The 13,136-nt window shown below is 37.6% G+C and carries 12 protein-coding genes; 6 read left to right on the forward strand and 6 right to left on the reverse strand.

Annotated elements, in window-relative coordinates; translation table 11 throughout:
• The first annotated feature begins 152 nt into the window (after positions 1–152).
• The gene (locus tag QM491_RS19795) at positions 153–674 is read left to right on the forward strand and encodes a hypothetical protein (RefSeq protein ID WP_283329267.1); all 522 of its coding nucleotides are present in this window, start codon (positions 153–155) and stop codon (positions 672–674) included.
• A 112-nt stretch (positions 675–786) separates the two neighbouring features.
• Positions 787–1,779, forward strand: coding sequence for an aspartate-semialdehyde dehydrogenase (locus QM491_RS19800; protein WP_283329268.1), 993 nt, complete (start codon positions 787–789; stop codon positions 1,777–1,779).
• 204 nt (positions 1,780–1,983) lie between these two features.
• Here QM491_RS19800 and QM491_RS19805 read toward each other — a convergent pair whose 3' ends face one another.
• From QM491_RS19805 to QM491_RS19825, 5 genes are all read right to left on the reverse strand, one after another.
• Positions 1,984–2,667, reverse strand: a complete 684-nt coding sequence (locus QM491_RS19805; RefSeq protein WP_283329269.1) for a hypothetical protein — start codon at positions 2,665–2,667, stop codon at positions 1,984–1,986.
• 499 nt (positions 2,668–3,166) lie between these two features.
• Entirely contained in the window at positions 3,167–4,228 is a 1,062-nt protein-coding gene (locus QM491_RS19810; protein WP_283329270.1) for an NAD-dependent epimerase/dehydratase family protein, read from the reverse strand.
• Between the two features lie 77 nt (positions 4,229–4,305).
• Complete coding sequence (locus QM491_RS19815) at positions 4,306–6,249, reverse strand: KUP/HAK/KT family potassium transporter (RefSeq protein ID WP_283329271.1); 1,944 nt, start codon at positions 6,247–6,249, stop codon at positions 4,306–4,308.
• A 279-nt stretch (positions 6,250–6,528) separates the two neighbouring features.
• Positions 6,529–7,917, reverse strand: coding sequence for a monooxygenase (locus QM491_RS19820; RefSeq protein ID WP_283329272.1), 1,389 nt, complete (start codon positions 7,915–7,917; stop codon positions 6,529–6,531).
• 112 nt (positions 7,918–8,029) lie between these two features.
• Positions 8,030–8,725 (reverse strand): AlbA family DNA-binding domain-containing protein, encoded by a 696-nt coding sequence (locus QM491_RS19825; protein WP_283329273.1) that lies wholly within the window; start codon positions 8,723–8,725, stop codon positions 8,030–8,032.
• Positions 8,726–8,932: 207 nt separating this feature from the next.
• Between QM491_RS19825 and QM491_RS19830 the strand changes: the two genes are divergently transcribed.
• From QM491_RS19830 to QM491_RS19845, 4 genes are all read left to right on the forward strand, one after another.
• The gene (locus QM491_RS19830; protein WP_283329274.1) at positions 8,933–9,643 is read left to right on the forward strand and encodes a phosphoadenylyl-sulfate reductase; all 711 of its coding nucleotides are present in this window, start codon (positions 8,933–8,935) and stop codon (positions 9,641–9,643) included.
• A 211-nt stretch (positions 9,644–9,854) separates the two neighbouring features.
• On the forward strand, positions 9,855–10,805 hold the full coding sequence (gene cysD / locus QM491_RS19835; protein WP_283329275.1) for a sulfate adenylyltransferase subunit CysD: 951 nt from the start codon (positions 9,855–9,857) through the stop codon (positions 10,803–10,805).
• Between the two features lie 87 nt (positions 10,806–10,892).
• Entirely contained in the window at positions 10,893–11,252 is a 360-nt protein-coding gene (locus QM491_RS19840; protein WP_283329276.1) for a four helix bundle protein, read from the forward strand.
• A gap of 77 nt (positions 11,253–11,329) precedes the next feature.
• Positions 11,330–12,580, forward strand: a complete 1,251-nt coding sequence (locus QM491_RS19845; protein ID WP_283329277.1) for a sulfate adenylyltransferase subunit 1 — start codon at positions 11,330–11,332, stop codon at positions 12,578–12,580.
• Between the two features lie 152 nt (positions 12,581–12,732).
• On the opposite strand, the gene QM491_RS19850 is transcribed toward QM491_RS19845, so the two are convergent.
• Positions 12,733–13,125 carry a VOC family protein gene (locus QM491_RS19850; protein WP_283329278.1) on the reverse strand — a complete coding sequence of 131 codons (393 nt, stop codon included), beginning with the start codon at positions 13,123–13,125 and terminating at the stop codon, positions 12,733–12,735.
• Between the last annotated feature and the right edge of the window lie 11 nt (positions 13,126–13,136).

Here is a 13,136-nt window from a genome sequence, read left to right on the forward strand (position 1 = left end):
TTCAAACTAAAGAAATTTCTTTTCTCTTCGGAGATTATGGAGTAATTTTGCGGACTTTTTGACGAGTCGCAACGTAGTGAAAATCAGAAAATTACTCGCAATTTGTCAAAAACTTGTAGAAAAAGCCCTATTTGACACTTAAAAAGTATGGAATGATGCGTTTATCAAAGTTTGCAAAAATAGGTTGGTGTGTGATATTTTGCCTGAGTGCTTCTCGAGTAGTTTGGGGACAAACAGAACTACCCAAACCAAAGTATATCGCAGTAGAGCGTAATTTTTGGGGAATGAAATATATCTACGAAAGGCAAACTCTCGAAAACCCTTTGGCGCTACAAATTCCATTATTACAATTGCAAGATCCTGAAGTAAGTAGTAGGTTCTTGAAATTTAAGAGTCAACGAAAAGCCATGCAATGGGTCAATATTGCATCCGCTGGAGTTTCGCTCTATACGATTTTTAATCGTGACAAAGTATCAAGTAATTTTTATTGGACTTCGCTAGGTAGTGCCTTGGTGATTACCACATATTTGAATTTTCGTTCGACGATCCATTTGTCAAAATCTATTGCTCGATACAATCAATTGCAGTTGCAAAGAAGTCAGATTGGACTAAATATAAATCAAACATCTGACCAAACACCAGTGATTGGTCTAGGTTGGAAACAGACTTTTTAAGTAAAGAGTTAGAAGTTTCTAATTTATTTTTCGGCTGTTAAGTGCTTACTTTTTGATTAATAAAAGCATACAGCATTTTTTTCACTATAACCAAAAACAAGTACGTAAAACAATGAAAGTAGCAGTAGTCGGAGCCACAGGTTTGGTCGGTGGCGAAATTATGAAAGTTTTAACGGAGCGTAACTTTCCTGTAACAGAACTTATTCCAGTAGCCTCAGAACGTTCAGTAGGTAAACAGATTGAGTTTAAAGGTAAGCAGTACACCGTAGTAGGCTTCGAAGATGCTATCAAGATGAAGCCTGATGTAGCGATTTTCTCGGCAGGTGGTGGTACATCTACGAAGATTGCTCCTCTTTTCGCTGAAGCAGGTATTACAGTTGTAGATAATTCGTCGGCATGGCGTATGGACCCAACTAAAAAGTTGGTAGTGCCAGAAATCAATGCTTACACATTGACGAAAGAAGATAAAATTATTGCAAACCCTAACTGCTCAACTATCCAAATGGTAGTTGTGTTGAATCCATTACACTTGAAATACAAAATCAAACGTGTGGTTGTTTCAACTTACCAATCAGTAACTGGTACTGGTAAAGCAGCGGTTGATCAATTGTTCGCAGAACGTGAAGGTCGTACAGATGTACCTGCGGTATATCCTCACAAAATCGACTTGAACGTATTGCCACACATCGATGTTTTCTTGGACAACGGATACACCAAAGAAGAAATGAAAATGGTGAACGAAACGAAGAAAATTATGATGGATGATGCTATTGCAGTGACAGCAACGACTGTTCGTATTCCTACGATTGGCGGTCACTCAGAAGCAGTAAACATTGAGTTCGAAAACGAATTCGATTTGCAAGAAGTATTTGACATTTTGTCAAACACTGAAGGTGTAATCGTTCAAGACGATCCTAAAAACTTTGTTTACCCTATGCCAATCAACGCACATGGTAAAGACGAAGTATTTGTAGGTCGTATTCGTCGTGACGAAACTCAACCAAAAACGTTGAATATGTGGATTGTGGCTGATAACCTTCGTAAAGGTGCTGCTACAAACGCTGTTCAAATAGCAGAGTATTTGTCTAAAAACAATCTTTTGTAATCAGAAGGCTTGAAAGTAATAGGTATGCTAAATGTCTATTACTTACAGCTTAAAGCCTACAACAAAATATTTTTTATTAGGTTTGAGCATCAAGAGTCAAAAAAAAGGAAGAGGAGCGGTGTATTTGGAGTGGTGTCCAGTTCATCTTTTGGCTTATCTTCGATGATGAATTAAAAAGCCGAGACGAGAGTCTCGGCTTTTTTGTTATCGTTGGTCTGTAGATTCGAAATAAGGAGCTGGTTTTGGTACTGTCAACACAGGAGGACGCCAATAGACTTTTTTCCCAAACTTAAAACTAAAGCCTGCATACACACCATAAAAAGAAGTAAAACCTCCTTGTGAAGAGTTATATTGAATACCTGTGTAACTAAATTTTAGGTAAAGACCCAAGCGGTCGGCTGTTTCTTGCAACTGAAGTCCTACGCTTGGTGAAAAGCCCCAATTGATACTATTTTCAAAGGTTTTACGGGCTGTTAGATATTCATAGTCTTTCTCTATTTGCGTGTCATACTGGCTCATATAGGTACCAGTACTTAGTCCTACAAAAGGCTTTATAAGATTTTTTTTCCATAAAAAATATTCTGCCGAAACACTGATTGGTGCAACTCGCTTCAGAATTCGACCATAAACAATAGGCAGAGCGTCGCTTTGTTTTTGAATCATCAGATTGGTTCGCATATCATATACGCCCCAATTCATTCCTACTCTTAGATTTTCGGTCAAATATTTTTTGGCGCTAATATCTATGCCCGAGCCTGCGTATTGAGCTTTATTGCCCCAACCACCCTCGCCAATATAGCTAAAGCCTGAGCTAATTTGGATTTGTCCCAGACTGTCAACATATAAAGCACATAAAAAAAGAATGGTAGTAAGTAGAGTTTTTTTCATAGTACATAAAGGGCTTAAATAAGTGAGTAAAATCACAAATTGTCATAATTTGATAAAGGCAAAATAAGGAGGTTATGGCTGAGAATATAAGATTGATTTGGGCGGAGTAAATTAGAAGAAATTTATATAAAAATAGAAAAAAAAAGCATTTGTACAAGTTTGATAATCAAATAATTATCAAAAGGAAAATAAAACATGAATCATGTCGAATTGAGGGAGTTAGTGTTTGAGCGAATGAGTGATTATTTTTAATTATAGAAACACAATACTATGCGCCTAAAAATGAGTTGTCCAGTACTTTGGCATTGGGGTTAATCTCCTACTGTCTACCAAAAAAGGCGTTCGAAAAACTCATTTCGAACGCCTTTTTTGGTACTATTATTTCTGAATGACACTTCTTTAGACATAAAGCATTGCGTCTAAAGAAGTGAAAATATATTTTAAGTAATCACTAAATTGGGGTAAGCATCCTAATGCTTGTGCATCCGATTGCCGAAAGCTATTTCAATACATAAGCCAATTGACTTTCATACTCAGTTAACCACGCTGTAATTTCTGTGACGATTTGTTTCATTGAAATGCTTGGTGTCCATCCTGTTAAGGCAGTAACCTTAGAGTTGTCGGTTACGTACAAACGAATATCGGCAGCTCTGTTTTCAGTTACTTTATTGATAGGAATTGTCTTACCAGTTACTTCCTGACAAATCTGCGTTAGTTCTTGTAAAGAAGCACTTACTTCGACACCACCACCCACGTTTAAGATTTCGCCATTTACTTTATCCATATTATGCAATTGGAAATCAATCAAACGATATAGGTCAAGTACGTGAAGCATATCACGAGTTTGCTTTCCTGAACCGCCGTAACCGATATAGGCTAATTGTTGCTCGAAATAGTGTTTTGCTACCCAAAGTACCATTACCCCTTGGTCTACTTTGCCCATTTGCCATGGACCAGTCAATACACCACAACGGTTGATAACAGTTTTTAAACCATAAAACTCATTGTATTCGTGAATCATTAATTCAGAAGCCAACTTCGTAGCGCCATACAACGAACGAGCGCCATCCAATGGAAAATCTTCAGCAATACCTTTCGATGATACACCTCTTACAGGTTGTTCATCAGCTAAAGCAAAACGAGTGTCTGATTCTTCAAAATTGAGTTTTTCAATCGTTTTGATTGGATAAATTCTACTGGTTGAAAGGAAGATAAAGTTAGCATTACTTTTCTTAGCAAAGTTCAAACAGTTGATAGTACCTACCAAATTGGTGTTGATTAAGTAATCAGGCGTACCATCTAAGCCTGCCAAAACAGAAGGTTCGGCCGAAGCTTCGATAAGGGCATCTACCATAGGAAGTGCATCAAAGTCTTCTTTGTTACGAATGTCGCCGTGGACAAATGTAACGCCAGCTTGAGCCAAACGAGGTAAGTTTAATTCTGAACCTTTACGACGTAGGTTGTCAAGGCAAATAACTTCGTATGAGGGATAGTTTGTTTTTAGAGCAATTGCCAGAGCAGAACCAACAAAACCAGCCCCTCCTGTAATCAAAATTTTCATATATGATTGTTTATTAAAAGTAAAATCGTGTCCTATACAAAAAATTGATAGAACACGATTTGAGTATAGATAAATGATTAGTCAATGCGTTTCAAACGGATGTTTTCGGCTGGACGAATGACTAATGGGACTTTTTCAACTTTTACGGCACTGGTATCCAAACCAAACCATTTATCTTCAGATGGAGTAAAATCTTTAATAAAGAAATATGCTTTCATAATTAAAGACTCAAACATAGATAATTGGTTGTCGTAAGACAAGAATTTCTCCAAAACCACAAAACGGAAATCTCCGATTACATTCTGACGGTTGAGTGATTCGTAACGAGAAGTAATATCTACTTCTCCATTTTTTACTAATTCTTCAACTACTTTTCTGAAGTATAAATTGATTTTTTGTTCTACTCTAAAACCAAGACGGAAAGTTACTTTAATTACGTCGTCTGGTTCGATGATATCCACTTTGTATTCCATCGTGTAAGGGTCATCAAGAGTATCTACGTGAACGAACCAATAAATATCAGCACGTTTTGGGCGTTTTTGAAAAATCGAATAAATGATTTTCGATTCGATTTCGCTTGTACGGGCAGCATTCGACATAAATACCAAGTGAGTAGCATATTTGGGAATACTCATATCTTGACTCAAGTCTTTTAATGGCTCTATATAATCTACTAACTTAACATATTCAGTTAAACGCATTTTGATGATAAATGCACGATACCAGATAATCATTAATGAAATAATGGCAGCAGCAATAATCAATGATACATAACCCCCATGTACAAATTTACGAAGGTTGGCTACAAGGAAAGACCCTTCGATAGACACATAGACTACAATAAAACCTACAATCCACCACATATCAAATTTCTTGACATGTAAATAATAAGCCATCAGAGCTGTGGTCATCAACATTGTGAGGGTAATTGCCAAACCGTAGGCCGCTTCCATATTGGCAGATTCTCTAAACCACAATACCACACCCATACAACCCAACCATAAGAAAATATTTACACTTGGTACATATAATTGACCTTTTTGGTCGGAAGGGTAATTCAAACGAACTTTTGGCCAGAAATTCAAACGAATTGCTTCTGATACCAACGTAAATGAACCAGAAATCAAGGCTTGGCTAGCAATAATAGCCGCAGCTGTAGCAATCACAATACCCCAAAGTAAGAACCATTCTGGCATTAATTCAAAAATAGGTTTGCGTCCATTCAAAAGACTTCCATTTTGATGAATTAACCAAGCACCTTGACCAAAATACTGAAGAATTAAACAGATCTTTACAAATATCCAACTCACTCGAATGTTGCCTCTACCACAGTGACCTAAATCAGAATACAAGGCTTCGGCACCAGTTGTACAAAGAAACACAGCACCCAATGCCCAGAAGCCACTTTCTCCATTGTAAGGATTAGTGAGTAATTGAATCGCATAATGTGGAGAAAACGCCCTTAAAATGCTCCAGTCTTTAGCAATCCATACAATACCCAGAAAGCCAAGCATACTAAACCAAATCAACATAATAGGACCAAATGCACGACCAACCATTTTAGTACCCAGTACTTGGAACATGAACAAAACTGTAATAATTGCGAGTACAATTGGTACGGTTTCAATGTCTGGTTTGATCATTCGAAGACCTTCAACAGCGGAGGCGACTGATACGGGAGGGGTAATAATTCCGTCGGCTAGTAGGGTAGCACCACCAATGATTGCAGGCACTGTGAGCCATTTTGCATGACGACGAACTAAGGCAAATAGTGCAAAAATACCACCCTCACCTCGGTTATCTGCTCGCAAAATTAGAATAACATATTTGAGTGTTGTCTGTAAGGTCAATGTCCAAAAAATACAAGATAAACCGCCCAAAACGGTTGTTTCATTGATAGGAGCGGAGCCTATTATAGACTGCATTACGTAGAGTGGGGATGTACCAATATCACCGTAGATAATTCCCATTGCCACTAGCAGACCCGCTGCTGTGGCTTTGTCGGTATGTTTGTGTTCCATAGATGGAATCGCTTGTGTTTTATAATAATGATTAGAATTACTTGTCTGAGTATCTGTAAATTATGACTTATTGTTGGTAAGCATGTTTCTCTAATCTATAAAAAACACAAAAAGTTAGGGGTTTTGTAATAGATATTTGTCTGATAATATTTCAAAGTGCTAAAAGTGAGCAAATATAATATCTCTTCTGATTTATTCATCAAGAAAAAGTTCCCCAATTAATGAAAGATATATTTTATCTATGAACGGATTAAGTCGCTGATGATTTGGAATTTGGCTTTATGGATTAACATAGTAGTATCCAAAGATGATATTCATTTCATCCTCAGAGGTTAAACCAAAGCCTAAGTTTTTGTTAGTTGTATTGTTATAGGTTACTACAGAGGTTAATCCTTCGCCCTTTTTCAGTTGAATAGGAACGCTGAAATTAATCACTTTAGGATGTTCCCAGTCGGTGCTTTCATAAACGGTCTCGCCATCGCGTGTGCCTCCTTTGATTTTGATAACAAATTTTTCGCCATACTTATGATTATGTGAGGTGAGCGAAACGATCGTGACATTGCTATCAAATTTAAAATCTTTGGTAATAGTGGTGCGCTGATTGGCAGGAAGACTAAAGTTGGTATTATTGAAATCAATCATTTGCACTACTTTCTGTACTTTTGAAGCAGGAATAGTGTAGAGATTGACATAGTTTTCACCCAAAAAGGGCTGGTTCGTTTTGTTGAAATAATGTGGATTCACATCAATCGTAGCACCCGCAGGAAGTTTTAAGGCTATGCCCTCAGGAAACACATAATCTTGATTAGGGTCGGTGCCTCCTCCCAAGAAAATATGATTAGACATTTGTAGAACCGTAAGGGCATTCAATGAATTATCAGAATTACGCAAATCTCGCACAATATCAATAGTAGGCATCATTAAAGCATTATCTTTATTTCTAAAGTCATAGAGCACTAAGTGATGACTATTGGAGCGTGACTTGAGCTTGATACGGTTGACATATATATCGCTGGTGTTTCCCAAACTTTTGCGGATGAAAATTTCCCTCTCAAAATTAGCTGCCACATTAAAAGCATCCACGTGTAGCTGAATTCCAGTAACTCCTTCTTCTTGAGGGCTTTTGAGTGCTTCGAAAGGCGTATTGCTAGTAGCATAGCTTGGAGTAGTATCGTCCAATAATTTTTTGTCTACGATGTCGCCTGTGCGTGGAGCTCCAGCTTCTATCCATCTTCTAATAAATTCGATTTGTCCCACATATAAAGGATTGCTTCCAAGAGGCATTGGAAGTCCATACTGCTTGCCACTGTGGTGACTAGCATCCCATTCGAGTTTATGAAAAATAAGACTTTCTAGTGATTTGAATGGCTTAACCCTTTGGAGATTTTCTGCTTTTGCTAAATCATTTTTAGGAGCAATACCTACTAAATTTTGGTAAGCCACAGACTTTTCCAATACCAAGCCATGTTGTGTGTAAGTATTGTCGTTAGTAGAGGCATGACAGCCAGAAGTGGCACAAGAAGGAGTCAAGATCTTTTGCTGAATTAAGTCAAAAGAGGAGGCTGTAGCAGTATCGGTGCTATCAATAGATTTTTGGGAGCAACCTAACGTAAGAGTAAAGGCGCCCCAAAATGCTCCAAATAATAAAATGGAGTAAGTATGTTTCATAATGCAGGTTCGAGAAATAAAAGAAAGATGAATTATAGTATTATTTAGCAATTAGCTAGAATCTTTACATCTAGTGTAAGATGTAAAAAATACGCTTTCAAGAATTATTTTGTTAATAAATCACATAGGTGTCTACTACTTCACTAGGTTGTATTTTTAGCACGTGTCCTAATACCAACAAAACCAAGGTTCTGGATGCTAACCAAAGTGGGATTTTAGCTATTTCAGCAAATTTCTCCAAAGTAATACTTTGATGTTGCACTAGGTATTCCATCAGTACTTTTTCTTTCTCTCCAAAAATAAACCTAATACCTTCTTCATTTTCACGACGTAAAATCTGCTTGACTTCCTTACTAGCTTGTACCGAACGGTCTTGTACTCTGACGTAAGCTTTGGGAGGCTCTGTTGGAGATAATTTGACAAAGTGAGGCTTCTTCGTACTTTGAGGTATGATAAAAATCAAAACCTCTCGTTCGTCGGTGATAGCCATTCGTTCGAGCTGAAAAGTAATAGGAGGATCACAAAACTTTTCAATGGCTCGAACTAAAATAAACTCCTCATCGTCAGCGAATTTTAAACCTGGAATACTTTTGTCATCGCCAACACCCAGCAATAACGTTCCGCCATCAGTATTGGCAAAGGCTACAATTTCACGAATAATTTTTTCGGGATGCTTAGCTTTTAGCTTGAATTCAAGTTGGCTACCTTCTCCTTTCCGCACAAGATTTTTCAAATCCTTTAAGTCCATATCCGATATACGGCTGCGACTGTTTGTTTTTTCAAAATACGAAGCAAGTCCCTGATTCATAGCTTTTTATATTTATGCTCAACACTCTTGGTTGCTACTATTGTTTTTAAAGATAACAGTTTTAGGGTGAGAAAATTTCATGTAAATAAAAAATATTTCACCCAAAAAGACTACTTTATCACTAGACTTTATATATATTTGTAGTAGAATTGAAATGAGGCTAAGCCTCGCTAAATCAGCAAGGTACGATACTTGCTTTATGTGAAAATGGCAGATTTATTCGCGTTAAAACAAACATTAGAATCACTCTCTCTCGGCGAAGCGCTTCAGTATGTAGCCGAAAATTATCAAAATGTAGTGTTTTCTACTTCATTTGGGCAGGAAGATCAGGTAATTACCGACGCAATCTACAAGAACAATCCTACCAATGCTGCTCTCAATATTCGTGTCTTTACGCTTGATACTGGTCGTTTGTTTCAGGAAACGTACGATTTGATGGATGCTACAAGAGCTAAGTACAATCAATCATTTGAAACGTATTTTCCCAATACAGCGAAGGTAGAAGCTTTGGCAAAGGAAAAGGGCTTCAATAGTTTTTATTTCTCTGTTGAGAATCGTAAAGAATGTTGTTTTATTCGTAAAATCGAACCACTAAAACGCGCACTAACAGGTGCTGAGGTATGGATTACAGGTTTGCGTGCCGAACAATCAGATAACCGTTCGGATATGCCAATTGTAGAGTGGGATGAAGCTAATCAAATCGTTAAATTCAATCCATTAATCCATTGGACTTACGAAGAGGTATTGGCCTATATCAAAGCTAATCGTGTTCCTGATAGTCCATTGCACCGCAAAGGCTTTATTTCGATTGGTTGTGCGCCATGTACACGTGCTATCACCGAAGGAGAGCATCCTCGTGCTGGTCGCTGGTGGTGGGAAGCATCTCAAAAAGAATGTGGATTGCATACAGCAAAATAAAATTGAATTAATAGGCTATGGGCTGTAAGCTTTAGGCATTAAGCCAAAACGCTTGATTGAATTGAGAGATACTTTTGCTGAAAGCCGAATGTGTAATTTTTATTTTGCCCACTAACTTAGTGAATTTGTCAATTTGACCATGAATGAGTCAAATCGCTCATTCTCAAATCACTCAATATATAGAAGAATATTGATTAAATAATAATAGAATATGAGTAATGTATCGATAGAAAAAGATGTTGAAGTAGCTTCCGAAGCGCAACCAAAATGGGGCGTATTTCCTCGTGAGTTGGAAGACGAAGCAATTTATATTATTCGCGAAGTAGCGGCGCAGTTTGAGCGTCCTGCTTTGTTATTTTCAGGGGGTAAAGACTCTATTACCCTTGTGCGCTTGGCACAAAAGGCGTTTTATCCAGGGAAAATTCCTTTCCCATTAGTACATATCGATACTGGACATAACTTCCCTGAAACAGTTGAGTTTAGAGACTGGCTAGCCAACGAAGTAGGTGCCGACCTAATCGTTCGTTATGTGCAAGATTCTATCAACCAAGGCAAAGTAAAAGAAGAGACAGGTAAGTATGCTTCAAGAAATGCTTTGCAAACAGTAACCTTGCTAGACACAATCGAAGAATTTAAGTTTGATGCTTGTATCGGTGGCGCTCGTCGTGACGAAGAAAAAGCTCGTGCTAAAGAGCGTATTTTCTCAGTACGTGACGACTTCGGTCAGTGGGATGCTAAGCGTCAACGTCCTGAGTTGTTCGATATGTTGAATGGACGTATTTCTATTGGTGAAAACGTACGTGTTTTCCCTATTTCAAACTGGACAGAATTAGATGTTTGGAATTATATTAAGGAAGAGAAAATGGCGATTCCTTCAATCTATTACTCGCACAAACGTCAGGTAATTGAAAGAGATGGAATGCTTTGGGCTGATTCTGAATACTTAAACAAAGATGCAGAGGAAATTCCATTCGAAGCTACAGTACGTTTCCGTACAGTAGGCGACATGACTTGTACAGCAGCAGTATCTTCAGAAGCAGTAGAGCTAGATGATATTATTGGCGAAATCCTTTCAGCAGAAATTTCAGAACGTGGTGCCCGCATCGACGACAAGCGCTCTGAAGCTGCCATGGAAAAACGCAAGCAACAAGGATATTTCTAAGTGATGAGTTGTGAGTGATGAATGTTGAGTTAACTTTTTGTAAATTACTAAGAAATAAAAATCACCTATTTCTTTATTTTCTACAAAATGAAACACGAAAACCTTAAAGTTCGTACTAAAGCATTTGCACTCCGAATAATCAATCTTGTTGATAAACTACCCAATAATTTATCCTGCCAAGTTATTGGAAAACAATTACTTCGTTGTGGTACTTCTGTAGGAGCTAATTATCGAGCTTCTTGCAGAGCAAGATCTCAATCTGATTTTATCTCAAAAATTGGAATTGTGATAGAAGAAGCAGATGAAGCATTGTTCTGGATGGAATTATTAGTTGAGTCAGGAATTATAAAAGAGGTATTACTGCAAAGTTTGATGAATGAAGCAAATGAGCTAGTAGCCATTTTTATTGCATCTGGTAAAACGGCAAAAGAAAATAATAAGAAATAAATTGAGAGTGAGAAAAGTATCAATATTGATGAAAATTTTAACTCCTCACTCCGCACTCAAAACTCCACACTCAGTAGATGGACATTTTAAGAATAGCAACAGCAGGTTCGGTTGATGACGGAAAAAGTACATTGATTGGACGTTTATTATACGAAACAAAATCTATTACAAAAGACAAAATCGAAGCACTTGAAGCGGCTTCGAAAAGAAAAGGTCTTGATTTTCTTGATTTGTCATTGTTGACTGATGGCCTTATTGCCGAGCGTGAACAAGGTATCACAATCGACGTGGCACATATTTATTTCTCAACACCAAAACGTAAGTATATCATTGCCGATACGCCTGGGCACTTCGAATATACACGTAACATGGTAACTGGTGCTTCAAATACAAAAGTGTCAATGATTTTGATCGATGCTCGTAATGGTGTGTTGGAACAAACTTACCGTCACTTCTTTATCGCTTCTACTTTACGAATCCCAAAAGTTATCGTTTGTGTCAACAAAATGGACTTGGTAGGTTATAGCGAAGAGCGTTTCAACGAAATCAAAGCTAGCGTTGAAGATTTAGCTTCAAAAGTATCTTTCGAAGGTCAAGAGATTACTTTCATTCCTATGTCTTCTTTATATGGACAAAACCTTTCTACCAAATCTGACGAAATGTCTTGGTACAATGGCTTACCATTATTAGAAGAATTAGAGCAATTCCATCCAGAAACAGCAGTTGGTGCTTCGCACTCGGCTCGTTTCCCTGTGCAATTTGTGGTTCGTCCAAAAACAGAAGAATTCCACGACTATAGAGGATACGCAGGTAAAATTGCTAGTGGTGAGTTTACCGTAGGAGATACTGTAACAGTATTACCAACTGGACAAAGTACAAAAATTGCGACGATTGAGAAATTTGGTCAAAAGCTCGAAACGGCTGGTCCAAAAGAATCTGTAGTAATTACCCTCGAAACAGATGTAGATGTATCGCGCGGTAATATGTTGGTAAAATCAGATGACCAACCAGCGCAGTTGAAAGAAATCAATGCAAAAGTATGTTGGTTAGACTCCCAAGCACTTACTTCGGGTCGTAACTACATTTTACAGCATGGCATCAACGATTCAAAAGCTAAAGTTGTAAGCTTGAATAAAAAGTACGATGTCGTAAATCACGATGTTATTGCTGATTTCTCAGAATTGAAATTAAACGAAATTGCAGAGGTAACAATCAAAACTGCCAAACCAATTTTTGCTGATAAATACGAAGATAACCCATCTAACGGAGCTTTTATTTTAGTAGATGAGTTTTCACACTCAACCGTAGGTGTTGGTTTTGTGTTGTAGGTTTGACATAAAAGAATGAAAAAAGGTTGTCGAGGCTATAGAGCTTTGACAACCTTTTTTTGTAAATAATTTTAAGAATTAAAGGATTTGAATAATGTATGCCTAAGAATGAGAATCACTAAATCTCCAATCACTAACTCACTCAATATTCCTCATCCCATCGGCGTACAAAGCTCTATCAAAAAGCCATCAATATCACGCACATAAGCTACTGTTTGCCCCCAAGGCTTTTGTTTGGGAGGTGCTACCAAGATGGCGCCTGCTTCTATGGATTGTTGTACCAAAGCTTCAACATCATCAGTAGTAAAGCCAATTTCAATAGCGAAAGGTTTAGACGAAAGACTACTTTCCTGAAAACCCTCAGGCAAATTACTTGTGGCTAAAGATTTATGAGCGAAAGATAAAGTCGTTTCACCTGTAATCAACTCTGCATACGTGCTGTCAGGGCTGATAAACTTGGTAGTGAATTGAAAAGCCTTTTCATAAAATGCCATAGACTTTTCAACATCTGAGACATACAGAATGGTATAAGCAAATTTAATCATAGCAAATAGGA

The sequence above is a fragment of the Flectobacillus longus genome, from assembly GCF_030056705.1.
Lineage (GTDB): Bacteria > Bacteroidota > Bacteroidia > Cytophagales > Spirosomataceae > Flectobacillus > Flectobacillus longus.